This window comes from Leclercia sp. Marseille-Q4284 (genome assembly GCF_916618945.1).
Taxonomy (GTDB): domain Bacteria; phylum Pseudomonadota; class Gammaproteobacteria; order Enterobacterales; family Enterobacteriaceae; genus Enterobacter; species Enterobacter tamurae.
Map to the genome: position 1 here is coordinate 1,775,628 of NZ_CAKAKG010000001.1, position 25,032 is coordinate 1,800,659.

19 protein-coding genes and 1 pseudogene are annotated in these 25,032 nt (G+C 54.5%); 10 read left to right on the forward strand and 10 right to left on the reverse strand.

Translation table 11 applies throughout. The annotated features are described in order from the left end of the window. Positions 1–520: 520 nt before the first annotated feature. The 3 genes and pseudogenes from LG383_RS23020 to LG383_RS08270 form a co-directional block, all read left to right on the forward strand. Positions 521–741, forward strand: a pseudogene (locus tag LG383_RS23020) (hypothetical protein); the annotation flags it as partial. Then, entirely contained in the window at positions 738–2,123 is a 1,386-nt protein-coding gene (locus tag LG383_RS08265; protein ID WP_225758815.1) for a cytochrome ubiquinol oxidase subunit I, read from the forward strand. The pseudogene LG383_RS23020 and the gene LG383_RS08265, both read left to right, overlap by 4 nt. Further along, positions 2,116–3,099, forward strand: coding sequence for a cytochrome d ubiquinol oxidase subunit II (locus LG383_RS08270; protein WP_225758816.1), 984 nt, complete (start codon positions 2,116–2,118; stop codon positions 3,097–3,099). Before LG383_RS08265 ends, LG383_RS08270 begins: the two co-directional genes overlap by 8 nt. A gap of 31 nt (positions 3,100–3,130) precedes the next feature. Here the strand turns inward: LG383_RS08270 and LG383_RS08275 are convergent, their stop codons facing one another. The 3 genes from LG383_RS08275 to LG383_RS08285 form a co-directional block, all read right to left on the reverse strand. Next, a complete protein-coding gene (locus LG383_RS08275; RefSeq protein ID WP_225758817.1) occupies positions 3,131–3,397 on the reverse strand; it encodes a hypothetical protein in 267 nt (88 codons plus the stop codon). Between the two features lie 340 nt (positions 3,398–3,737). Next, positions 3,738–3,956: a hypothetical protein gene (locus LG383_RS08280; protein WP_225758818.1), complete on the reverse strand. Its 219-nt coding sequence runs from the start codon at positions 3,954–3,956 to the stop codon at positions 3,738–3,740. A 347-nt stretch (positions 3,957–4,303) separates the two neighbouring features. Continuing rightward, positions 4,304–8,104: an NAD(P)-binding protein gene (locus tag LG383_RS08285; RefSeq protein WP_225758819.1), complete on the reverse strand. Its 3,801-nt coding sequence runs from the start codon at positions 8,102–8,104 to the stop codon at positions 4,304–4,306. Between the two features lie 806 nt (positions 8,105–8,910). Here LG383_RS08285 and LG383_RS08290 point away from each other — a divergent pair. The 5 genes from LG383_RS08290 to LG383_RS08310 all read left to right on the forward strand — a co-directional run bounded on the left by LG383_RS08290 (position 8,911) and on the right by LG383_RS08310 (position 14,947). Continuing rightward, positions 8,911–9,162, forward strand: coding sequence for a helix-turn-helix domain-containing protein (locus LG383_RS08290; RefSeq protein ID WP_106992856.1), 252 nt, complete (start codon positions 8,911–8,913; stop codon positions 9,160–9,162). A 29-nt stretch (positions 9,163–9,191) separates the two neighbouring features. After that, entirely contained in the window at positions 9,192–10,484 is a 1,293-nt protein-coding gene (locus LG383_RS08295) for a type II toxin-antitoxin system HipA family toxin (protein WP_370635161.1), read from the forward strand. Between the two features lie 115 nt (positions 10,485–10,599). Continuing rightward, positions 10,600–11,661 carry a YncE family protein gene (locus LG383_RS08300; RefSeq protein ID WP_225758821.1) on the forward strand — a complete coding sequence of 354 codons (1,062 nt, stop codon included), beginning with the start codon at positions 10,600–10,602 and terminating at the stop codon, positions 11,659–11,661. Positions 11,662–11,671: 10 nt separating this feature from the next. Further along, positions 11,672–13,666, forward strand: coding sequence for a TonB-dependent receptor domain-containing protein (locus LG383_RS08305; RefSeq protein WP_225758822.1), 1,995 nt, complete (start codon positions 11,672–11,674; stop codon positions 13,664–13,666). A gap of 99 nt (positions 13,667–13,765) precedes the next feature. Beyond that, positions 13,766–14,947 (forward strand): PLP-dependent aminotransferase family protein, encoded by a 1,182-nt coding sequence (locus LG383_RS08310; RefSeq protein WP_106992853.1) that lies wholly within the window; start codon positions 13,766–13,768, stop codon positions 14,945–14,947. Positions 14,948–14,988: 41 nt separating this feature from the next. Here the strand turns inward: LG383_RS08310 and LG383_RS08315 are convergent, their stop codons facing one another. After that, positions 14,989–15,825 (reverse strand): alpha/beta fold hydrolase, encoded by an 837-nt coding sequence (locus tag LG383_RS08315; protein ID WP_225758823.1) that lies wholly within the window; start codon positions 15,823–15,825, stop codon positions 14,989–14,991. 91 nt (positions 15,826–15,916) lie between these two features. After that, positions 15,917–17,305, reverse strand: a complete 1,389-nt coding sequence (locus tag LG383_RS08320; RefSeq protein WP_225759519.1) for an MFS transporter — start codon at positions 17,303–17,305, stop codon at positions 15,917–15,919. A gap of 122 nt (positions 17,306–17,427) precedes the next feature. Here LG383_RS08320 and LG383_RS08325 point away from each other — a divergent pair, with 122 nt between their 5' ends. Together LG383_RS08325 and LG383_RS08330 are read left to right on the forward strand one after the other, a co-directional pair. Continuing rightward, the gene (locus tag LG383_RS08325) at positions 17,428–18,336 is read left to right on the forward strand and encodes a LysR family transcriptional regulator (protein WP_225758824.1); all 909 of its coding nucleotides are present in this window, start codon (positions 17,428–17,430) and stop codon (positions 18,334–18,336) included. Between the two features lie 385 nt (positions 18,337–18,721). Continuing rightward, positions 18,722–19,945, forward strand: a complete 1,224-nt coding sequence (locus tag LG383_RS08330) for an MFS transporter (protein WP_225758825.1) — start codon at positions 18,722–18,724, stop codon at positions 19,943–19,945. 53 nt (positions 19,946–19,998) lie between these two features. Here the strand turns inward: LG383_RS08330 and LG383_RS08335 are convergent, their stop codons facing one another. The 5 genes from LG383_RS08335 to grxB all read right to left on the reverse strand — a co-directional run bounded on the left by LG383_RS08335 (position 19,999) and on the right by grxB (position 24,976). After that, on the reverse strand, positions 19,999–21,249 hold the full coding sequence (locus LG383_RS08335; protein ID WP_225758826.1) for an MFS transporter: 1,251 nt from the start codon (positions 21,247–21,249) through the stop codon (positions 19,999–20,001). Between the two features lie 256 nt (positions 21,250–21,505). Continuing rightward, positions 21,506–22,360 carry a diaminopimelate epimerase gene (dapF, locus tag LG383_RS08340; RefSeq protein WP_225758827.1) on the reverse strand — a complete coding sequence of 285 codons (855 nt, stop codon included), beginning with the start codon at positions 22,358–22,360 and terminating at the stop codon, positions 21,506–21,508. A gap of 48 nt (positions 22,361–22,408) precedes the next feature. Then, on the reverse strand, positions 22,409–23,476 hold the full coding sequence (locus LG383_RS08345) for a bifunctional transcriptional activator/DNA repair enzyme AdaA (protein ID WP_225758828.1): 1,068 nt from the start codon (positions 23,474–23,476) through the stop codon (positions 22,409–22,411). After that, a complete protein-coding gene (locus tag LG383_RS08350; protein ID WP_225758829.1) occupies positions 23,460–24,236 on the reverse strand; it encodes an isocitrate lyase/phosphoenolpyruvate mutase family protein in 777 nt (258 codons plus the stop codon). The genes LG383_RS08345 and LG383_RS08350 overlap by 17 nt, the downstream gene beginning before the upstream one ends. 104 nt (positions 24,237–24,340) lie before the next feature. Beyond that, positions 24,341–24,976 carry a glutaredoxin 2 gene (gene grxB / locus LG383_RS08355; protein WP_225758830.1) on the reverse strand — a complete coding sequence of 212 codons (636 nt, stop codon included), beginning with the start codon at positions 24,974–24,976 and terminating at the stop codon, positions 24,341–24,343. Positions 24,977–25,032 lie beyond the last annotated feature (56 nt).

The following is a 25,032-nucleotide window of genomic DNA, read 5'->3' on the forward strand; positions in this document are numbered from 1 at the left end:
GCTGCTGTTGCGTCTTAGGCTGAGCGGCGTCTGGCTCTACCTGCTGGTGTTCCTCGGGTGCGTCGGCTGGTCGGTGTGGGAGGTGGGTCTGGATGGCTGGCAGCTGATGCCGCGCCTGCTGGTGCTTACTGTGCTGGGGGTAGGGATCAGCATGCCGTGGGTGATCCGGCCACTCACCTTTACCTTTTCCGCCAGACGTAGCGCTATGGCTCCGGGGATCTTCTATGTACTGGCTATCGCCGCAATATTTATTACCGGCTGGCATATCTCCGATACCCGCTTTATCCAGCATCAGCAATTTCCGGCGAATGCGGCGGCGCAAATGCCGCAAAGCGATCGTGACTGGAAATATTATGGCCGCACCGCCGACGGACAGCGTTTTTCCCCGCTGATGCAGATCACCCCGCAGAACGTCAGCCAGCTGAAACAGGCGTGGCGCTTTGATTCGGGGGATGTGAAGCACGAGGGGGAAGATAAGGCCGGACGGGAGTTTAATCTTGAGGTCACACCCGTGAAGGTGGGGAACGTACTCTATATCTGCACCCCGCATCGCCAGGTGATTGCCCTCAATGCCACCTCCGGCAAACCGCTGTGGAAATCAGGCTGCCTGCGGGCGGGCAGGCTACCCCGATGAGCTATCAGGGGGACGACGGTAAGCAATACGTGGTGATTGCGGCGGGCGGTCACGGCGGCCTCGGTACCCGATCGGGGGATTCCTTGATGGCGTATGCGCTGCCATGAGTCCGGAGACCGCACTCCTGCTGGTGCGCAGTCAGTTCGCTTTTACCATCAGCTTTCATATTGTGCTGGCGGCCTTTACCCTCGGGCTGGCGCAGTTTCTGATGATGCTGGAGGGGCTCTGGCTGTGGCGCAGGCAACCCGTCTGGCTCAGCCTCTGGCGCTACTGGAGTAAGGTATTCGCCCTGAACGTGGCGGTGGGGATCGTGACCGGCGTAGTCATGGAGTTTTCGTTCGGGACCAACTGGAGCGGGCTGGCCAGCCGCACCGGGGCAGTGCTGGGGCCGATGCTCTATATGGAGGTGCTGGTGGCCTTCTTTCTGGAAGCGGGCTTTATGGGGGTGATGCTGTTCGGGATGAACAAGGTGCGGCCGTGGGTCCACTTTATGGCCACCTGCATTGTGGCGCTGGGATCGGTGTTTAGCGCATTCTGGATCCTTGCCGCGAATTCCTGGATGCAAACCCCGGACGGGTATTTCATTGGTGCCGACGGACGTTTTCGGCCCGTGGACTGGTGGGCGGTGATTATCAATCCCTCCTTCCCGTGGCGGATGGCGCATATGGTGGTGGCCGCTCTTCTCGGTACCGCCTGTCTGGTAGGGGCCTGTGGGGCATGGCATCTGCTGCGCGATCCCCGGCATCACGCGGCCCGGCATATGTTCTCTATCGCTATGTGGACCCTGCTACTCATGGCGCCGCTGCAGGTGGTGGTGGGGGATCTGCATGGGGAGAATACCCGGGATCGTCAGCCGGTGAAGCTGGCCGCCATGGAGGGGAGTTGGGATCCGCCTCCGCCCGGACAGGGCGAGCCAGTGCGGCTCTTTGCTCTGCCGGATATGGCAGAACATCGCAACCATTTTGAGCTGGCCATTCCCGATATCGGCTCCCTGTACCTGCGGCATAATCTGCACGGGACGATCCACAGTCTTAATCAATATCCGCCCGATGAACTGCCTTGGGTGCCGCTGGTGTTCTGGGCCTTTCGCATTATGGTGGGGCTGGGTCTGCTGATGGTGGCGACCGGTATTGCCGGACTGGTTACGCGTTTACGCGGGCGACTATGGCAGGCACGCGGGCTCCAGCGTCTGATGGTGGTGATGGCTCCCGCTGGCTTTTTTGCCATGCTGGCGGGGTGGATGGTGACTGAAGCCGGGCGGCAACCCTGGACGGTCTACGGTCTGGTGCGTACGGCAGAGAGTCTCTCGCCCCTGGGGCCGCAGTTCGTTCTCGGCTCGTTCATTGTTATCGTCACGCTTTATCTGGCGCTGTTCGGGCTGGGGCTGTGGTTTTTGCTGCGTCTGCTCGCCAGGCCGCCCGCGCAGGAGGAAGAGGGGGCCGAGCCCGATGTCGCCCGACGAACCGGGAAAGGGGAAACCGATGCATGAGTTGATAGGATTGCCGCTCCTTCAGGCCCTGTCGGCGGCGTCGCTGGTGGTGAGTCTGTGGATCTACGTTCTGCTGGACGGGACGGATCTCGGTGCCGGCATGCTCTGCGCTTTGCAACGCGACGAGGCCTCCCGGCATAAGATCAACCTCTCGTTACTGCCCATCTGGGACGGGAATGAAACCTGGCTGGTGCTGGCAGTGGGGAGTCTCTTCGGTCTGTTTCCCCTCGCGTACGCCATTATCCTGAGCGCGCTCTACGTGCCGGTCTTTACCCTGGTACTGGCGCTGGTGGTGCGCGGGATGGCCATTGAGTATCGGCATTATGCTCCGCGCCTGTTTGATACGCTGCTGGTGACCGGCTCGCTGCTGGCGACGCTGGCGCAGGGGGTGATTGCCGGGAGTTTGATCCAGACGATCCCCAATGACGGGCAGCAGTTTACCGGCACCGGCTGGGAGTGGCTTAGCCCGTTTCCGCTCTTTTGCGCGCTGTCGCTGGTGGCGGTCTATTGCCTGATGGGCGAGGGCTGGCTGATCTGGCGGGGTACCGGGGAGCTGCTGCATCGGGCAAGGCGGGCGACGCCCTGGCTGGCGGCGATCGCGTTGTTGCTGATGGTCGGGGTCCTGTTCTGGTCTATGCATTTACAGGAGACGTGGCGTCTGCATCTGCACAACCCCCGAATCTGGCTACCCTTCGCCGGGGCGGTGCTGGCGGGTGGGGCGCTGATGTGGTTCAGCCTGAAGCGCGGGTATCACTTTCTGCCGCTGGCCGGGATCCTGGTGCTGGTCAGTAGCGGCTTCGGCGCACTGGTATTTACGCTGTTTCCGTGGATAGTCCCGGCCTCGATAAGCATTCCACAGGCGGCAGCGCCCCCGGAGACACAACGCTTTCTGCTGGTTAGCTTTGCGCTGCTGGCTCCGGTAACGCTGCTGTATAACACCTGGGGATTCAGGCTGTTTAGCGGGAAAATTCGTTAGGGTTCAATGGAATAAGTATTACCCCGTCTAATTAAAGTTCGCCTGCAGGAATTAACGTCAGGATGAATTCTCCTGGTTTTTTTGACGTAGCTTCTGCGGTAAGTCCGTTTTTATCCGTTTTCCCTTTAATGATAGTTCCGTCGGGAGAGATTATTTTGTAAGGCACTCCAGAAAGAGGTTGATTCGACAATGGGTGTTTAATAACAAAATCAGATCGGTAGATGCCATGACTTGTATCTGAGCACCCCTGAATCATGAATGAAAACATTAAAAGCAATACAATTTTATAATGTGTCATAAACGGCTTTACCACTTTTCCAAAAAATTGAATTCAATGTGTACACGGTTGGCGTAACCAAAAAGGAAGAGATTAAGCTATTGAATTAAAATGCATATCTTAAAATTCCGAGATTATGTCGGATGGAAAATACGTAGCAAGAATAGGAGGTATAGGGCAAGTCCTGTTAAAAGTATTAACAAAACCATTTTAATGAAACCCACTAAAAAGTACTTACCATTCCCCAACGTCCGGAATATATAAAACATGATGATAAAAATAACGACCAGCAATCCTGTGAGAACAAGCCAAATATAATCCATACTTTCATTCCCTGAATGTTTTGAACGGGGCTATTTTATCAGACCTGTACCTGCGCCAGCACCCTTTTTCCACGCTGGTTAAAATAGACATTCACCCCGTGGTGCATGCGGCAGGGTTTAAGGAATTCATGGTAGAACGGCGTTCTGTATAACTCGCGGGCGGGCATCACCTCTTCAACCAGCGTCGGGCGCTGCTTTGCGCGCAGAAGTGGGGTGATGGGGTCGATATATTGCCAGGTGCTGGCATGCTCGCGCATCGCTTTGTCGTCAATGTTCCAGCGTCTCCTGACGCAGAGCGCGGCTGCCCTGGCCCGAGCCGAGTTGCCACAGGATCTGCGAGAACAGATGAAGCTTATGGGGGGTTAACGGGGTCTCCATTATTGATGTTCTCCCGGTGGTGTGGTGTCAGTGAGTGTAGAACAGGCCAGACGTAGCGGCAGGATTATCAATAGTTACAACATACAATAAGCTCATTCTGTTTACACACCTCAACATTGTGCCCGTTTGTGTTCACTTTACAGGAGGCTGTGGCCCGCGTTGCGCCGTTTGCGAACAAATACGTTAGCGCAAACGGCGACGGCTGAACAGGTTAATCATCTTACCGTCAGGAAACAGAATGCCGGTAAGCTGACCCCCGGACTTTCTCAACGGCGACTTTCCCGGCGATAAACGCATGGTCCGAATTGTAGTATTCCCATTCGCTGTAACGTCCGGCGAGGGTGATGCCATGCAGCAACAGCCATTTGCGGATCGTTTCTACGCTCTCCTTCCTGCTCTGATCGTAAATCACGTAGGCGTAAGGGATATCGATTTGGTTGGCGGTGATAATCTCATCCTCGGCCGAAAAGATGCCGGATTCGATGCACTCCTTAATACAGCGGTCGATCAGCGCCTGGCCATCGACCGGCAGCGGTTTATCCGGTGAGTAACTGATTTCGCAGGTCAGGCCGCAGCTGCCGGGCGGACTACAGAAGGGACTGGCGTTGCCCTGAACGAAAATGCGGTGGAATACCGTCTTACCGGCGAAGTAGATCCAGTGTTTGTCGGTCAGATTGTCGCGGCCAATCCCCAGATTGACGCAGCGAACCGAGACGTGGCGCAGGCCTTTCGCTGCCTTGCGGACTTCTGGCGGCACCTCATCCCCCATCAGGCGAATCAGTTCCGGCAGCACCAGGGTGCTGATCATCCGTTCATAGCGGTACTGCCGTCCGTCTGCGAGAGCGACAATGTGCTGATTGGCGTAAATTTTACTGACTTCAGCCCCGGTTTCGATCCGTCCTTTGATGTGCGGCAGGAACCCGTTCATCAGCGCCTGGAAACCACCCTGTAGCGGATAACCGAAGCGGGCATTTGGCCCCATCGGCTTCGCGGTCTCGTTCAGGGCACCCTCGATAATCTGCTCCAGGTCGGGCAGGGGGACGCGACCACCCAGCCAGGATGTCTCCATTTCCGACAGCGGTACCGTCCAGAGCTTTTTGTTGTAAGGAATGGCAAAATGCCGGGCGATCCCCTTGCCCCACGTCTCATAGATGAAGGCTTCAAAGCTGTCTTTACGGGGGGCTTTTTCTGCCGGGTCGGCGCTGATGTAGTCCGGCACCGCGCCGTCGGCGCAACAGTCGTGGTGATGTTTACCCTGACCGGTTTTCTCTGCGCAGTTCGTCATGCTTTGTACGTCAGAGCCTGTTCCGTAGCGCGCCTCGATGGCCCCCAGAATGCACTCTTTAACAACCGTGGCCGGCAGACCGTAAAGCGATCCCTGGAAGGGGTAGCGGGTATAGACGCCGTCGGTATAGACCCAGGCTTCGCGGATCTGCCAGTGGATATTGTCCCCCAGTAACGTCTTGTACAGAGCCAGCACCTCTTCGTCCGCGGAAAACATAATGTGCCCCGCATAGTCGAAGGTAAAACCTTTGTCCTGAATCGAGCGGCAGAGCCCTCCAACCGTGGTATTGCGCTCAAGTAACGTCGCCCCTTCACCATAGTGATAGGCCGCGCTCAGGCCGGTAGGCCCGGCCCCGAGGATCAAACACTTTTCGGTTTCCGTATGGGCCTGTTTCGCTGGTATCAGGCGTAAAACCGGCTCGGAAGAGGCGTCCTCCGGGTTGCTATCCGCTGCGTTGACCGTCGCAGCGGAGGCATCCAGATAGTGTGAAAATGCGCGCTCAATCAGCTCGTGCATGCTCTGCACGGTTTTATCCCAGGAGGTGCTGGCGATAATACGCTGCATCATCTGCTGCTGCGCTTGTCGGGTCTCTTCCGGCAACGCCAGCGCCTGCTCACAGGCGGCGATAAACGCTGACTGGTCGTGAGCGACGGCTACCACATGGCTATAGGGTTTTTCGACATCGGCAATGGCGGTGCTCACCACCGGAAGCTGCGCGGCCATGTACTCGAGCACTTTTGTCGGGCTAATAAAACGCGTGGATTCGTTCAGCGCGAACGGCATCAGGCACACATCCCAGCCGGCAAGAAACTGGGGCAGCGCCTGATACGGCTGCATGCCGGGATAATGGATGTTGCTACGTCTGGGCAGGGTGGCGGGATCGATCTTCACTACCGGGCCGACCATCACGATCTGCCACTCCGGATGTGAATCCGCCAGGGCGGCAATCAGCGATAAATCCATCCGTTCATCAATGACCCCGTAATACCCCAACCGCGGATGCGGAATGTCTTCCTGCAGCGGGTGATGATTGCCGCGATCCAGCGCCTGTTCAAAGTGCACCGCATCGACGCTACTGGCAAAACAGTGAATGTTCGGGTGACGTCCTTTTCTTGCTTCATACAGGCTCGGGCCGCCGGTAAAGACAATATCCGCCCGGGTCAGGAGGGCTGACTCACGCTGCAAAAGCTGGCGGGGGGCTTTCTCAAAGGCGGCAAGCTCATCCATGCAGTCGTAAATCACGATTGCCGGGGTAAATACCTTCAGCAGCGGAAGCGCCATCGGTGTGTAGAACCAGACCACCGGGATTTCGTCCGGCTCCCGAAGCTCTGTCAGTAGCGTTTCCAGAAAAGCAATCTGCTCGTCATGGAATCCTGGCGTCGTTGACGGGGTGTGCGGCTGAACCACGGTGACGTTCGGTGCGGGCCGGGAGAGCTTCAGCTCAGGTTTGTCCGCTGAATACAGCGGCTCTTCGATAAAGACGATGTGATAGTGCTGGGCAAGACGTGTCATCAGATGCTGTGGACGCTGAAAGACAAAGTCCCAGCGCAGGTGACTAAACACATAGATTTTTTTCATATCTGATACCTCTGTGCCGTTGCAGGTAAAGGCGCCTGATGGCTGTTGAAAATATTCCAGCCGGGACTGGGTTTGCTTAAGCGCGCGTGCATAAACGGTATTAAGATGTCGCTCTTTATCCGGGGAGATGTCCCATAAACCGCAGTGATGCCAGACGGCATTATTTTCCCAGTCGGGGCGGTCAATAATGGGGTAAAGACAAATTCCGGAGAGCTCAACGCCCGCCAGCTGAGCCTGAGCCACCTCAGAGGCGACGTCGTTAATCCAGGCTCCACGTCCACTGCCAACATGGCTTGTTTCGGCAAGCAGAATAGGGCGGTGATAGCGTTCATAAAGTTCCTGCAACATCTCGTGTAATCGTCGTCGTCGGCGATCGCCAAGATGCCAGGGAAGGCGCTGGTTGTTTCCCGTTATCCACTGGTTGTCGTGGTAATAATTGGCCCCGATCAGATCCAGATAACGCGGGTGGCCACCCAGCTCCGGCTCATGCCGTCCCGCTAACATGTCCCACGCCTGGAACTGCGCGGTACGCAGTGCCTCGGTTTCCTCTTTGGTGGTGGGGTCGTCGTCGGGAGAAATCAGATGAACAATTGGGTCGCAGTGCAAAATTCTCGCCCGGGGATCCGCCGCCCAGATGGCATCGCAGCCAGCCAGGGTGGCGCGAACCAATTGCCGTTTGATTTGTATACCGTTCGTGTCTGCAGGAAGGGCGGCAGGAAACAGGCCCACGGCAATACCCCAGGCGGTGAAGGAGATTTCGTTGACCGGGGAGTAGACCGGCGGCTCCTGATACCAGGGGCGCAAGAAGGCGGCCAGCGCGCCGCACAGCCGGGCGAAACGCGCTACAAATTCATCTGAGAAAAAATCGACATTGTCTGGCCAGCCGTAATGACAAATCGTCCAGCAAATCTGGATACCGTTCTCCTTTGCCGACACCATTTTTGCGGTAACAGTGCTAAAATCGTAACCGCCTGATTTATCAGTCAGGCGCCAGCCAACGCTCTCTCTGACCGTGGCGATATTAAAAGGGCTAAGCGCCCTGTAATCATCGTGATGTCTGCTGTCATGGCCCGTTTCATGATCCATGGATAGGGCATGACCCTGCCGTGTAACAAAATCCGCACCCTCAAACCCCGCCTGCCAGAATGAGTGAAAAATAGGCATCTCACTGCTCCCGTATGGATAGTGCTAATCAATAAAAAACAAACCGGCATGGTATTTAAATGGGAAAATTAATTATCCCTTTCAGGATTCAATACTCGGCAGAATAATAAGAACCTCACTACGTTTTACTTCAAGTCCAGGCATATTTATCCCCTCCACTTATTTGATTAAACGCGAAACAGAGTCAAAAAAAAAACCCCCGGAAGTACCAGGTTTGTTTCAACATCCCTTGCAGAAATAAGTGCGAACCAGATTTACCGCTCTCTTATCTTTAAATCATAGACGGGAACGCTGATGAACAGCGGGGTCTTTTCATGGGGGGTCGGCTTCGGTTTATAAAAAGATGATTAAAATCATTGGTGGATAGCGATGCTTTTTTTACATGTCACGCTTCGGTTAAGCGACATTATTTTTTATTGTCCGCGTAAAGTACCAGATGCCGGTACGTTAGTTTCCCGTCACCGCGTGTTTTACACGACTGAATTAACGAGCCGGCAACTCAGCCTCTACGGTTAATTATTTTTGCCGGGTTCTAATTACGGGGTGAATATAAAAACAAGAACCTTCTAAGCGCAATAAATAAAATACTGCAATATAAGCATCATTTGTAGTTACAACATACAATATCTACTCTTTTAAATATGTACCTCAGCATAGTGCTCATTAACAAAGTCTGGCAGAACAACAGGGCGGGAGCGGACACGTATCCTTTACAGGGGATAAATTGCACTTATCCCCTAAAGGGGTTATTCTCATTTTATCCCCTATAGGGGATTTTCTTAAAATATCCGCTATGGGGGATAATCATGAAAGTGACATCAGCGGACGCTCTGGCACAGGCCGTCCGGGATCAGCGTAAGGTCAATAAGTTAACCCAAACGGCGACGGCTGAACAGGTTGGCATCAAACAAACCACCGTATCGGATTTCGAGAACAAACCGGGCTCAACCAAGCTGGAAACCTTGTTCAAAATTCTCGCGGCGCTGGATCTGGAGCTGCACGTGGTGAAACGCGGTGCTTCGCTTCCGGATAACAACGCCTGGACGAAGGAGTGGTAAGGGTGCGCGCACAACGTCTGACTGTCGCGATGAATGGCGACGTGGTAGGTACGCTGCATCGTGACGGCAGCGGGGCGATGTCCTTTCAGTATGCCCAGGAGTGGCTGGCAGAGCCCGGTTCACGCGGGATTTCCCTCTCACTGCCGCTGCAGCACGGCAGGATCAAAGGCGCGCAGGTCTTTAATTTTTTCAGTAACCTGCTGCCTGACTCCGAGGCGATTATTGCCCGGATGCAGGCCCGTTTCCAGGTTGAGACCGCCCATCCCTTTGATCTGCTTGCCAGCGTCGGCCGGGACTGCGTCGGCGCTATTCAGCTCTATCCGCCCGGGCAGGAGATCCCTCCGGTAATGGATATGGTGGCTGAACCACTGGATGATGAGCAGATTGCCGCGCTGCTCGACGGATATCAGATGGCACCGCTGGGGATGACAGAGGAGGGGGCCGATTTCCGCATTTCGCTGGCCGGGGCGCAGGAGAAAACGGCACTGCTGTGGTATCAGGATCGCTGGCAGCGGCCCCAGGGGAGTACCCCAACCAGCCATATTTTCAAGTTGCCGATCGGCAGAATTGAGCAGAACAACATCGACCTGAGCGAAAGCTGCGAGAACGAATGGCTGTGCCTGCGCATCGCAAAAGCCTTTGGTTTCCCCGTTGCGCATGCCGAAATGGCGCGGTTTGGCGGCAAAAAAGTGCTGATTATCGAGCGTTTCGATCGGCGCTGGGCCCGTAGCGGCTGGCTAATGCGTCTGCCGCAGGAGGATTTTTGTCAGGCCCTGGGCGTCTCACCGGCGCTGAAATATGAGTCGCATGGTGGGCCCGGGATCGCCGACGCCATGAAGCTGCTGCTTGGTTCACGCCTGGCGGGACAGGATCGCGAGATGTTTTTTAAGACGCAGATCCTGTTCTGGATGCTGGCCGCCATTGATGGCCACGGTAAGAATTTCAGCCTCTTTATTGAGGCGGATTCCTCATTTCGCATGACGCCGCTGTACGACGTGATCTCCGCGTTTCCGCTGTTCAAGGCCGGGGGGATCCCCATCAAAAAGGCCAAGATGGCGATGGCGTTGCAGGGTAAGAACCGGCAGTACCATTTTGCGATGATCCAGCCGCGTCACTTTATCAGCACCGCGGCCTTTGCAGGCTTTTCACAGGAGATTGCCCGCCGTTTGATGACGGAGATGGCCGATCGCACCGACGAGGTTATCGCCTCCGTCAGGGCAGAACTGCCGTCAGATTTCCCGCCGCAGGTGAGCAAGGCTATTTTCGACGGTCTGGCCAGCCAGGCGGCAAGGATAGGGCGTTTCAATGGGTTGGCCACGTAATCTCAATGGATATCAGTACCAAAAATGGTAGGTAATTGAGATGTATTTACATTGTAAATGATATTTATTTTCATTATCATTTTTCTTTACGTAAGCAACTGTAAAGAATAATGACATGAAAAACGCCTCTGCAGTAAAGAACAAAACCCTGTGTGCCCTCGCCATTTGTCTGGCTATGCACTCTGGCTCGCTATTCGCTAAGGAGTTCACTGAGAAGGATTTTCTCGTCCAGCCGCTGGGGCCGGGAGTCTATGAGCTGGCCTATGATAAAGGCCAGAATACCCTCTATGCCGCCTCTGCACCCTCGTTTGATAAAGACAAGACGGCAGGGTTGGTCTTCCAGCTGGCGGCATCCACGCTGAACATTGAGCACCAGATCCCGACCGAACGTCGCACCTTTGCCGTTGCGCTCGATCAGGAGCAGCACATTCTCTATCTGGGCAATGCCCTGGAAGGGTCGGTCACGCTGCTCGACACGCGTAACAATAAGGTCATCAAAACGATCCAGCTGAGCGACGATTCAGATCCGAATAAGAAAGCCCACGTTCGGGAAGTGGTGCTGAATAAGAAGCATCAGCGTCTTTATGTCTCCGGGATTGGGCGCAAAGGTAAAGGTTTGCTGTGGGTCGTGGATACACATAAGCAGGCGCTGGACCAGACGCTGGAAAAACTGGAGCCCGTCGGTTTTGCCGTGGATGAGGCAGGCGACAAGGTTTACGTTGTCTCCGGCGCCGGGGAGCTGATCACCCTGGATGGTAAAACCTCGCAGCCGCTTGCCCGCGTAAAAGTCGATCCTGCCGATCCGGAACATTACTTCCTCAACATCGCGCTCAACACCGCGAAAGGGGTGGGGTATATCGCGGACACCAACACCAAAGATGTACTGGTTGTGGAGCTGAATTCCGGCAAACTCCTGCACCGTGTCCCGACACCTAATTCCGTTGCCGTGCTCTACAACGCCGCGCGCGATGAAGTCTATGTCACCCATCGCAACGATCGTCAGATTAGCGTGATCGACGCGACCAACAACCGCCTGAAACACACCATTAAAACCGCGGCGATGCCTAACAGCCTCGCGCTTTCTGCCGATGCACGCACGCTCTACGCCAGCGTCAAGCAGGATGAGAAAGCGAATAACGCTGATTACGTGCTCAAGATTGATTTAACCCAGTTCTAAGGATCCTGTTGTGATAAAGCAAACACGCATGGCCGTGGCGGTTTCGCTCGCCCTGGCTAACCTGCCGGTGGCCGTTTTCGCCGCAGAAAACACCGCTGTGAACGAAGATGAACTGGTGGTAACCGCGACCGGTTTTAGCCAGGAACGCCGCGAAGCACCAGCGACAATCTCCGTGGTAAATGAAAAAGAGCTGAACACTCGCTCGAATCAGAACGTCACCGAAGCCCTGCGCGAAATGCCGGGCGTGCTGGTCGGTAACGGTCACGGCAGCCTGGCGACCGGCGATGTACAGATGCGCGGGATGGACTCTACGTATACCTCGTACATGGTGAACGGTATTAAACAGGCCACCCGCGAATCTCGCCCGTATGGACACCATATCGGCACCGAAGCCGCCTTTATGCCGCCGCTTTCCGCCATCGAGCGGATCGAAGTGATCCGCGGGCCGATGTCCTCCCTGTATGGCTCTGACTCCATCGGCGGTGTAGTAAACGTCATTACCAAAAAAGCCTATAACCTGGAGACGTGGACCGGAGTTCTGGAGGATAACTACTTCCTGCAGGAGAAGAGCGAATACGGCAATACCAACCAGACCAACCTCTTTTTAATGGGGCCGGTGATCCCGGGCAAGCTCGGGGTGAGTGTGGCTGCCGATTATCTCGATCGCCGCGACGATGACAGCATCAACGATGAACGCTTTGTGAAGCATCAGTCCGGGAATCTGGACGCGACCATCTCCATGTCGCCGACCGATACCCAGCTCTGGGATCTGAATGCCACCAAAGGCAACCAGGAGAAGACCCATAACGACAAGCAGTGGTACTGGGGCTTTGATCGCGATGCCGCCTCGCTGTCGCAACATGCCTGGTATGGCGATATCCTGGAAGTGAAGAACTTCGTCAGCTACGAAAAAGCCAAAACCGAGTACCGCGTCCCGGGGATGTCATCGCAGTTTATTACCCAGAAAAACTACGAGGCCAACAGCGCCAACACCTTTACGCTGGGCGATCACAAGCTGACGCTGGGTGTGAACTTTACCCGCAACGAACTGGACGATGAGTTCGGTATCAAGGATAAAGAAGCCCCGGGTGTTACGCCGGTGAGTGAAATTACGCGCGACGGCTGGGCGGTGTTTGCTGAAGATGCCTGGATGATCGTTCCGGACTTCACCCTGACCACCTCGGCGCGTCTGGATCACGACAGCTATTTCGGTTACCACGTCACGCCTAAGCTCTACGGCAACTGGACCATCGATGAAAGCTGGGCGCTGAAGGGCGGCGTCTCTGCTGGCTATAAGAAACCGGATCTGCGCCAGAATAACGAAGGCTTTACCAGCGTATACGGGGCTTATCCTTACTCGGAAATCGGTATCGGGAATGACGATCTGAAGCCGGAGGAGAGTGTCAACACCGAGCTGGGCCTGTACTGGCAGCAGGATGCGCTGGCGCTGGACGCGACGCTTTTCTACACCAAATTCAAGAACAAAATCAGCGACCATCTCATTTGTACCGCGTCGGACACGCAGAAGTGTACCTATAACGGGTATGTCGCCGATACCGTCTTCCAGTACGCCAACGTCAGCGATGCGCAGATCTACGGTCTGGAGCTGAACGGCGACTGGCAGGTTACCGCTTCCCTGAAAGCTAACGCCAACTATACGTACACGCACAGCGAACAGCAGAGCGGGGAGTATAAAGGCTATGCCCTGAGCGATTTCCCGGAAAGCATGGCCAACGTCTCCCTGACCTGGAACGCGGTGAATGATCTCGAGCTGTGGACCAAAGCCAGTTGGCGCAGCAGTTCCCCGGACATTGGCAAATCGAGCGAAACGGACGCCTACGCGCTGGTCGACCTGGGCGCGCGTTATCATCTGAACAAGAACGTGACGCTGATGACCGGCATCTATAACCTGTTTGATGTGAACCCGATCTACCGCACCTCTTACAACCAGTCTTCTATGCTGGAAGGTCGACGCTATAACGTTGGTGCCCGTATCGAGTTCTGATCCCACTGCCGGAGCCTGCGGGCTCCGGTCTCTTCGGCTGGTTAAAACGTTCTACATGTGATACTTAAACTGGGATACAACAAACCAGGATAATAAAAGATGTCGCAGAACAAAATTGCCCACAAAGTACAAAACCTCCAGTCATCCGCGATCAGAGAATTATTAAAACACAGCAAGATGGAAGGGGTGATTTCACTCGGCGGGGGCATTCCCAACCCGGATCTTTTCGATCGTGAAGGGCTGGAACTGGCTATGGAGAAGGTGCTCTCCAGCACCTGGAAAGAGGCGTTTCAGTACGGTTTGAGCGAGGGCAGCCCGGAGCTGCGCGGCGCCATCTGCCAGCTGCTGAGCGGCAGGGGGATTAACTGCGGCGTGGACGACGTGGTGGTGACCTCCGGCTCCCAGCAGTCGCTGGATATTCTGGCGCGGGCGCTGATTAACCCGGGCGACATCGTGGTCGTCGAACGCCCAACTTATCTTGCTGCACTGCAGGTTCTGCAGTTAGCGGAAGCTAACCTGATGTCGGTGGGGACCGACGGCGAAGGGATGATTATCGATGAGCTGGAAGCGCTGGTTAAGACCACGCGCGTCAAAGCCGTCTATATTGTGCCAACGTTCGGTAACCCGGGCGGCGTCACTCTGGCAGAGCAGCGTCGTAAGCAACTGGTGGAATTATCCCAGCGCTACGATTTTGTTATCATCGAGGACGATCCCTACGGTGAAATCAACTTCACCGACAAGACCTTCACGCCACTGAAAGCCTGGGCGGCAGAGATGGGCTGCAGTGATAACGTCATTTACACCTCCACCTTTTCAAAAATCCTCGCGCCGGGCGCAAGGGTTGGCTGGTTAGTGCTGCCGGACTGGATAAAACGTCAGGTGGTGATCCTCAAGCAGGCGACCGACCTGCACACCAGCTCATTATCGCAGTCGCTGACGTATCACTACCTGGAGAGCGGCCGCCTGGCCGGGCAAATCGACCTGATCCGCGAGGCTTATAAACACAAATGCCAGATCCTGTGTCAGCACGTAGAAAGTGAGCTGAGCGATCATCTGACCTTCCATAAACCGATGGGCGGCATGTTCCTGTGGGCGAAATTCAAATACGAGATGAACACCACGGAGTGGCTGAAAAAGACGCTGAACAACGGCGTGGTCTATGTGCCTGGGGAGTTCTTCTACTGCAACGAACCGGATCATGCCACGCTGCGTATGTCTTACGTCAGCGTCACGGATGAGAACCTGAAAGAAGCCGTGGCGCGGTTAAAAGCCTCCCTGTAAGTTCACGGAACGGGTGGCCCTGGCCACCCGTTTGTAACTTATCAACTGCGAATAAATTCCAGTAAATCTTTGTTGATGGTATCTGGATGTGTGGTGTGCATCCCGTGCGGATAGCCCGGATACACTTTCAGGGTGCTGTTGCTGAGAAGTTCATCCTGGAGCAGGCTGGCGTTCTTATAAGGCACAACCTGATCGTCATCCCCCTGCAAAATAAGCACCGGCAGGGTGATCGCTTTCAGATCGGCGGTCTGATCCGTTTCTGAAAACGCTTTAATGCCTTCATAGTGCGCCTTCGCGCTACCAATCATCCCTTGTCGCCACCAGTTCTGGATGGTGCCCTGCGAAATTTCAGCCCCGTCACGGTTAAAGCCGTAGAAAGGACCTGTCGCCACGTCGAGATAGAACTGCGCCCGGTTTGCCGCCAGCGCTTGACGGAACCCATCGAACACCTCAATCGGCGTGCCGCCCGGATTGTCTGGCGTTTTGACCATCAATGGCGGTACGGCGCTGATCAGTACGGCTTTCGCCACCCGGCCCTGAGGTTGGCCGTATTGCGCCACGTACCGCGCCACCTGGCCACCGCCGGTGGAGTGGCCGACATGTACCACGTTGTGCAGATCCAGATGTTCAACCACGGCGGCAACATCGGCGGCGTAATGGTCCATATCATGGCCGTCGCTGACCTGATCGGAGCGGCCATGACCACGACGGTCGGAGGCGATGACCCGGAAACCTTCCGCTAAAAAGAACAGTAACTGGTTATCCCAGTCATCCGCGCTTAATGGCCAGCCGTGATGGAAGAAGATAGGTTGTGCATCTTTGGGGCCCCAATCTTTATAGAAGATACTGACATTATCTTTTGTGGTGACAAATGACATGGTAGACCTCTCGGGGAGTGAAAAAACCTGAGTGAAGTGAGTGAGCCGATACGTGACGACGTACAGCCGCTTAGAAGTCTAGTTGAGATAATTAGCGATTGCCTCCAAATGAGTAGTTCAGTGATTTGCGCAGCCGGCTCAGGCTGAACACCACCGATGCGACAGAGGCGGCGACGGCGATCCACAGGGCAATATTGACGGCTTCAGTCGACATAACGGCCAGCAGGATCCCGACCACCGCAGCGCCCAGGCATTGCCCAAACGTCCGCGCGATGGACAAGATCCCGGAGGCATAGCTGGCATACTCCCGGGAAACATTCGCCAGCATCTCCCGGTTATTGGGGCTTTGGAAGCAGCCGAACCCAATCCCACACACAAGGCTACGCAGGCAGATATCCCACATGGCAGGCGTGGCGGGCAGCGTCGCCAGCAGGATCAACCCGACGACAAAAATCACCAGCCCAAGGGTGGAGATCAGCGGTGCAGAAAACGTATCGGCCCAACGGCCCGCATGGGGGGCAATCAGCACGATGCCGATCGGCCAGGGGATAAACAGCAGTGCGGACACAACAGGGCTGTAGCCATACACAGTCTGAAACTGGAAAGGCAACGCGATGAAAGTGATGCCCTGGCTGATAAAAGAGGCCAGCGATGTTAAGGCGGCGAGGGTAAAACGCCCGTTGTGGAAAATGGCGGGCGGCAGTATCGGCGCGCGGACGCGGCGGATATGCCAGATAAACACAACCGTGCAGCCCAGGGCGAGGAGCCCCCAGCAGAGCGCCTCGTGAGGGCGGGAAAAGCTGTTGGCCATCATGATCGTTGAACCCAGAAGCGTCGCCGACAGCACTGCGCCGGGTAAATCGAACCCAGCCATGCCGGACGTGACGTGTCCCGGTAATGCCTTGCCTGCCAGCACCAGCGCGAGGGTTCCCGGAATCAAATTAATGGCAAACAGCCACTGCCAGCTCAGAATGTCGAGGATGGTGCCGCCCAGCACGGGGGCAATAGCCGTACTGGACGCAATCAGCAGGGCGTGCAGACCCAGAACGCGCCCGAGCAGTCGCCCCGGAAAGACGGAACGCAGGATCGCCGGGGCGATACTCAGTGTGGCTGCGCCGCCGATCCCCTGCAGAATGCGCATTCCGATGAGCATCTCCGGCGTTGTTGCCAGCGCGCAGCCCAGTGATGTCAGGGTGAATGTCGCCAGGCCCGCCAGAAAAACAGGGCGCGTTCCGTAGCGGGCCGCGAGCGCGGCGAAAATGAGCAACGTCATGGCCGCAGAAAGCAGATAACCGTTGGCGAACCAGACGGCGTAACCCGCGGGCACCTGCATGGCTTGCGCCATCGAGGGCAGGGCAATGTTGATCATCGTGCCATCGAATACGCCCATCAGCGTGGTCATCATCACGGCGATCATAACCCGGGCGCGCGCCTGGCCTGGCAGCCCTTCGTCACCGGGTTGGTTTGAAAATAGCGTCATCATCTGGAATCCTCGAGGGTGTTGAGATGAAGAAACTATATTCCTGGGGTATAGAGTGCGGAAGATGCAGCGTTTACACTTAATCATTGCACCGAACGCCTTATCTAAGCTCAGAGGTTCTCATGTCCGATCCTGATTTTAACTTGCTCGTCGCGCTCGACGTTCTGCTGGCAGAGGCCAGCGTTGCAGGGGCAGCGCGGCGTTTAAACCTGAGCACATCAGCCATGAGCCGCACGCTCAGCAGGCTACGGGAGGTGACGGGGGATCCGATCCTGGTGCGGGCAGGACGCAATATGGTGTTGACGCCCTGGGCTGAAGCGTCCCGGGATCGCGCCCGGAACGCGGTGCATGAGGCGAGGGCGGTGCTGCAACCTTCCATGGAAACGCTTAACGTGCAAAATCTGGCGCGGTTTTTCACTATCAGAGCCAATGATGGATTTGTCGTCGCGTTTGGTCCGGCGCTGATTGCCGCCGTGGCTGAAGTGGCGCCTGACGTCTGCATCCGCTTTGCACCGAAACCTGAAAAAACATCCCGCTATCTGCGCGAGGGCCTGGTGGATCTGGAGATTGGCGTGCAGAGCAATATGGGCCCGGAAATTCGTCTCCAGAGACTTTTTCAGGACAGATTTGTGGGTGCGGTTCGTAAGACGCATCCGCTGGCATCGTTACCCAACATCGGCCTCAACGACTATGTCTCCTGGGGCCATGTGGTGGCCGCGCCCGACGGATCGTTACACGGGTTTGTGGATGATGCGCTGGCAGAGGCAGGGATGACGCGAAAGATTGCAAGCGTGGTGCCCGGATTTCCGACAGCGTTGTCCGTGGCGCTGGCGTCCGATCTTGTCGCCATGGTGCCGGCGCTCTATCTGCAAAACCCGCACATGACAGAACAACTGCATGTTTTTGAGCTGCCCTTTAAAACCCGCACTATAACGGTATCGCAGATGTGGCATCCCAGAATGGAAAACGACCCCGGCCATCGCTGGCTGAGAGAGAGGGTGATTGCGGTGTGTCGGACGGTGGGACAGTGAATCCGCGCGCCGAATCGCACATCTTCGATTCGGCGCGCCAGAATCAGGGCGTGAGCGGGAGTTATTAAAGCGGTAAATGCCGGGAGTGGTACCGAGGAGATGGCTGACCTGGGTATCGCAATATCGCATTTAACATAATATACATTATGCGCACTGATGTTTATAACCGCGAAATAGTCCTGTCTGCTCAGGACTAAGAGACTTAAGATGTCAGACACGTGAATTCGCCAACATGGGATTCAGACTCGCAGACCAGCTCGATGTTCATCTGGCCCAGGATACCGTCCGGTCACGTCTTTTCTATATTTTGTAGGCTGTGTGAAATTGCGCTGCAGACTATGATACTTGTTGCTGATCACCTGTCGTTTCCGCAAAGGATAACTGTATGACTGATGCGCACCCGGATGAAGAAATGATTAATCGGTCTGCCAGAAATGGCTGGCTGATCGTTTCCGCCCGCTTTATCTCCGATTTCGGCGCTTTTTTAAACATGGTGGCATTATCCACCTATGTATACGTGCTAAGCCAAAGTGTGATGCAAGTGAGTATTTTTCTGGCCTGTCGCGTTACCGGCGGAATTTTAGCAAGCTTGTTTGGCGTCCCTTATTTCAGACGTTTCACCGGACGCCTGCCCCTGGTAATACTGGATGTTCTTCGTGCGGCGCTGCTGGCATCATTATTAATTTTTCCTTATTCCGTACAAATCTATCTTTTACCTTTTATTGCTTTGGGGATTGGTATTGGTAATTCGATGTTTGCAATTGGGCTAAACAGCCAGTTGCCATACTGGGTGGATGATTCCCGCCGGGTTGCGACTAATGCCTGGTTAACATCAGCATCTGCGACCGGTGCGGTTACGGGTAGTATGGTGTCGGGTATTTTGCTGGCTGCGAACGGTTATGAGCTGGTATTCATCACCAATATTCTCACTTACCTCCTTGCAGGTTTATCTATTCTGCCTTTACGCTTTCTGGTTACCCCGGCGGGCGTAGACAAGAAAAATCAGCGTAACGAATGGAGTAATCTTGTTAAAGGACTTAAAACAGCACCGCTGATGGCAGGCATGTTGCTGGTAACTATGGCTGATACTCTCGGGAGTGCTGCCCATAACGTAGGGTTTCCTGTCATTTCAGAGCTTCTGACGTCTGAATCGCCAGGAAAAACGATGGGTCTTCTGCTGGCAGTCTGGGCCGGTGGGAAATTTGCAGGTGCAAGAGCGGCAAATTATCTTTTGCTTAAGCGAGGGATACGAACTGAGCGTTTATTCTTTTATGGTGTGGCATTAATGTCGCTGGGGTTTATTTTAACGTTCCAACAAAACGCCGTCTCTCTGGCATTATTCTTTATTTTCTTCGCAGGCACTGGAGATGGACTTGCGGATGTTAGCCTCATCTCACGCATCCAAAGTGAAGTTGAATCATTAAGGCTACCTATTTTTAGCCTGATCACGCTCTTACAGATGACAGGTTTTGGTGTTGGAATGCTGATAGTGGCGCCCTTCTATATCTGGTTAGCGCCCTCAATGGTCATTATTATTTTCCATGGAATTCCATTACTCACGCTGACCTTCGTATGGCTATATATCCGACGAAGACAGCGCTCACATTAAAATAAAGCCTGAGGATCCTCAGGCTTTATGTTCCATGCTGGCTATCATCACTATCAATCCTGCAAACGCACCAACATCCTGACCCGACAAGCATAAATAATCACGCACAGCAGCAGGCTCAGTAATGCGGTGCTGATAAATACGCCCGCTCCGGTCATGGCCAACATCACGCCACCGATCAACGGCCCGAGAGCTACCCCCAGCGTCGTTAATGTTGAAGCCCCCAGATAAGCACCGCGATGCTCAGCCGGTGCCAGTTGATCGAGCAGAATGTTCAGGTTCGGCATCAGAATCGCCTCCCCCATACTGAACACGACGGTGACCGTCAGCCATGGCCAGACTTCCGTCGAACGCGTGGCAAACATGCAGAGCTGCGACAAAGCAAAAATGGCGCCACCCAGCAGAATGCGTTTTGGCAGGTTGATTTGCGCCAGAAACCGCATAATAAAACTCTGGAACACCAGCACGGTACAGGCATTGGTCACCAGTATCAGGGTTATCAACTTAATCGCCGCGTTGCCGTCAAGTAACATCAGGTATTGCGGCAATACAGCTTCGTAATGGATAAAAACAATGCTGCATAAAATGCTGCACAGCAGTGCCGCAATATAGATTTTGTCCCTGGCAATGATTCCCATCACCTGATGCAGCTTAATCGCCGGGGCGCTGGCTCCCTGCTGTTCCCCCAGCAGTTTACCCGCCGGGATAAACAGCAGCACGTAGACGAAAAACGGCAGATAGGTCAGCCCGGTGATCAGGAACGTCCCCTTCTGGGATGTCAGGCCAAAAACTATCCCGACCAGCGGACCAAATACCGCCGCGACGTTGATCAGGTAGTAACGCATTTGCAGAGCAAGTGCACGGCGGCGGCGATCGCCAAGCAGATCGCTCATCAGAGCACGCACAGGGGGATCAACCCACGCAAAGCACACGCCGATGATCATCAGGCCGGTAATAAACAGCCCCATCCCGGTGGCCTGCGCCAGGGTGATATAGCCTACGGCAGAAAAGCCACAGCCCAGCAGAAGAATGATCCGGCGCCCTAACCTGTCCGAAATCTGCCCGCCATACATGCCGAGCGCCACCGATAACAGCGCACTGCTGGTCATCGCCACGCCAATGGCAATCGGCGACATATGGTAATTCTGCGTCATGATCACCGCGATAAACGGCCATGCCATGAAATAGCTAAAGCGAACAATGAAGGTAAAAAAGAGCAGCGCATGGACAGTGGCCGGGAAGGTTTTTAGCGTCTGAAACAGACCAGGTACCGCACTCACTTCAGCGGCAGGTTTTGTCGTCATAAGTTATCCTGATAATTATTTTTATTAACATATTGGATCGCTATGAAATATAAGCGCCTAAATATTATTAAGATTATTCATCAGCAGCTGCAATAATAAATGTTAACGAAATGTATAATTTGCCAGCTTATGATGTGAGGGCTATTGGTCGCAGAGAAATATAAGGGAAAGGATGAATCAGGCTATGGAACGCGGTAGTTAATCCTAAAAACGACCGGCAACCCGTTGCAGGCTGCCAGTCTGAGAAGTCGCAAAATCAGCTGGCGACCTTCCCACCAGCAAAACAGTCTTCGTCCAGCGTCAGGCTGGCAATTTTATGCACCGGGCCAGACATGCTGACCTGAAAATTGTCATCAAAGCTGATTTGCAGCTGCCCACCGGGCATATTCACGCTGACCCAATTATCGACCCGGTCTAATTTACGCATAACGCTGGCTGCTGCACAGCTGCTGCTGCCGGAAGCCATCGTAAAACCGGCGCCCCGCTCCCAGATACCGATACGCAGCGTAGTGCGATCGACGACCTCCACCAGCTGGACGTTGGTGCGTTTCGGGAACACGGGATGATTTTCTATTTGCGGCCCTAAGCGGTGAACCAGCGCCAGATCGAGCTTATCCACCAGCACAACACAGTGTGGATTGCCCATTGAGACCAGCGATACCAGGATAGTTTCATCCGCCAGCTTTAAGGGATGATTCAGCACTTCAGGTTGGTCAATCAGCGCGGGCAGTGCCGCCGGACTGAAATTCGCCTGCCCCATCTCCACCGTGATCTGATGCGGATCGTCATGTACCCGGCAACGTACATCCCCACCTGCGGTGTGCACTAAAAACGGCTCGTGTCCGACGCGGCCGATATCGAAAAGATAGCGAGCATAGATGCGCAGACCGTTACCGCTTTTCTCGGCTTCTGAACCGTCCGGATTGATGATGCGTAAGGTGGGCTGATGTTGATCCCCACTGTCAATAAGCAGACCGTCAGAGCCTACACCATAATGGCGATGGCATAGGATACGAATCTGCTCGGTGCTCAGCTGCTCTGCGACAGAACGGTGGCACACCAGGTAATCATTACCGAGCCCGTGATATTTATGGAATAGCAAAGATGTCATGGATAGCGTTCTGAATTTGTTTATTTAACAAATACATTACCGTATTTTTCAGCCCGCAGGACAAAAAAGTGAACGCTGCTTTCGTTCATGTTCAATAAGCCACTCTTTACGTGCGATCCCTCCCCCGTAACCGGTCATTGCCCCCTCTTTGCCGATAATCCGGTGACATGGAATTACAATGGCTATCCGGTTAGCGCCATTTGCCGCCGCTACCGCGCGTACGGCAGCCGGTTTTTCAATCTGCCTGGCAAGAGATTGATAATAGGATGTCTGACCGTAAGGAACGTCGCGTAACGCCTGCCACACGGCGCGCTGGAAATCCGTGCCGGGGGCATCCAGCGTGAGATCAAAATGTTGCCGGGTACCGGAAAAGTACTCATGTATCTCTCTTTCCGCCTGGCGGGTATGACTATTTTCCCCCGCCATGATCCTCGCCTTTAACAGACGCTGGAGATCGCGAAACTCTGTCTCCAGCATACGACGATCGGTAAATTCCAGCAGACACACGCCCCGTTCCGTGGCGCATACAAACATAGGGCCAAGCGTGGTGGTAAAACGTTGAATAACGATCACCCTGGTCTGTTCGGTTGGCGCGACGCCCGTAAGACGTTTACAGGTATAGCCAAAACCGCTTAATGACTCGTAACCACTGTCAAAAGCGACATCGGTCGCGTTACGCCCACCTTTTAACTCCTGCAGGGCAATATTAACCCGCTGCATTCGTTGAAATGCCTGAAAAGTAATACCGTGATTTTGCAGAAACCAGCGCCGCACCCGCTCGGGGCTAATGTCATGATTACGTAGAGCCGTATCGCTTATCCGTGTTTTAGGATCTGCGCGAACAAGCTCAAGCGCCTGTTCGATGAACGTCGGCGCACTGTGCGCATTTTCAGTGGGTCGACACACTTTACAGGGACGGTACCCGGCATCGAGGGCAGATTTAAAATCTGTATAAAACTCCACATTCTCACGTTTCGGTTTCCGGGCCCGGCATACCGCAATACAGAATACCCCTGTCGTTTTAACGCCGACGTAAAATACCCCCGTATACCCGGAATCACGCTCAAGTAATGCCTGATACCAGAGATCGCACTGCTTACTATCGAGCACTTTCATCAATAAAGACCTCTGCAAATGACTGCTGCGCCTGGATACGTTCCAGCAAATTCTTCAGCTGCAACTGAATAGCCGAATGCACAACGTTCCCCATTGAGATCCGGCTTACTCCTGCTTGCTTCAGTCTCCCGAAGGTAGCGAGATCGGGCATGCACATGACGTTCAACGGCAGGTTGAGCTCCTTAGCAATCATCGCTATATCCTGTTCTGACGTCAGGCATGGAACAAAAAGCCCATCAGCCCCCGCCGCTTTGTAGAGGCGGCCCCGGTAAAGCGTTTCCTGTAACGCGTGCTCATGATCCAGCAGGTAGGTATCGGTACGGATATTAAGAAACAACTGATGATTCTCTGCGTTCAACCGGGTGCGAATCGCTTCTAACTTCCTGGAGAATGCCAGCGCGTCCACAAGTCGTCTGACCCCATTAACGACTTTACTGTCCTCAAGGTTTATCCCTACCACGCCCGCCTGCGCAAGACGCTTAAGATGCTCCGCTATCTCATCCGCGTTACTGCCATACCCCGCTTCAACATCAACACTTAATGGCAGATTACTGACGGACGTGATCCGCGTGACAATATAGAGCAATTCGTCAAACGACATTGCTTCTCCATCCTCGTAACCCAGCATCGCAGCGATGGCTGCACTTGACGTCCCCAGAGCCTGATAACCTGCCTGTTGCGCCGCTATAGCACTGGTCGCATCCCAGACATTAGCGATAACTAAGGGTGTGTGTTGATGGTGAAGTTCAGCGAAGGTCATGATTCTCTCCTGTAATAAGATACAGGGTGAATCTAAGGGATTCGATGAATCCCTCACAACCGAAAATCGGACGACCATTTTTTAAGGGGCATACCCCCTTGCCGTTATAAAGCTTTGTCTGTAAACAGCGGTACGTTACAGGCCGAGGAAATATGGTCCAGATAACCGCGCAGCGCCTCTGTGTACGGGAAGCCTTTCACAATCGTCAGCGAATTCAGGATCGGGAAGAGATAAAAATCGGTGATACTGACAGGATGTCGCCCTTGCAAATACGCCTCGATTTTACCGAGCGCTTCCACCAGCGTGTCGATGTAGGTCTGGCTATTCGCCATCAACGTATCCAGATCGCCAAAGGCGTTAATCTCGCGCTGAGTATAGGCCTCGCGCGCGGCGGGTGTGGCGAGTTCTTTAAAATCGGCGCGGGTAAAACGCGGGATCGCCAGATTGAATACGGCACGCGTATTCTCTTTGCACCAGGCGTCAATGACCGGATTGCACTCCCCGGTAATAACCGGCGCGCCATCAAGCTGGTCAACGTAGTGAACGATATCCATGCTTTCCGGCATGTATACGCCCTCTTCTTTCTGCAGGATCGGCACAACCTTTTTACCTACCATGCGGGTTGGCGTCTCCGCATCCCCTTCCATGATCACGCCCAGCTCAAAAGGCACCTGTTTGAGGCCGAAGATCATTCTCGCGCGGATACAGAACGGGCAATGCTCATACACATATAATTTCATAGCACTCTCTTTTCAGAACAGTTCGATAACAGGATGTCTACGCCATAGCATCTGGC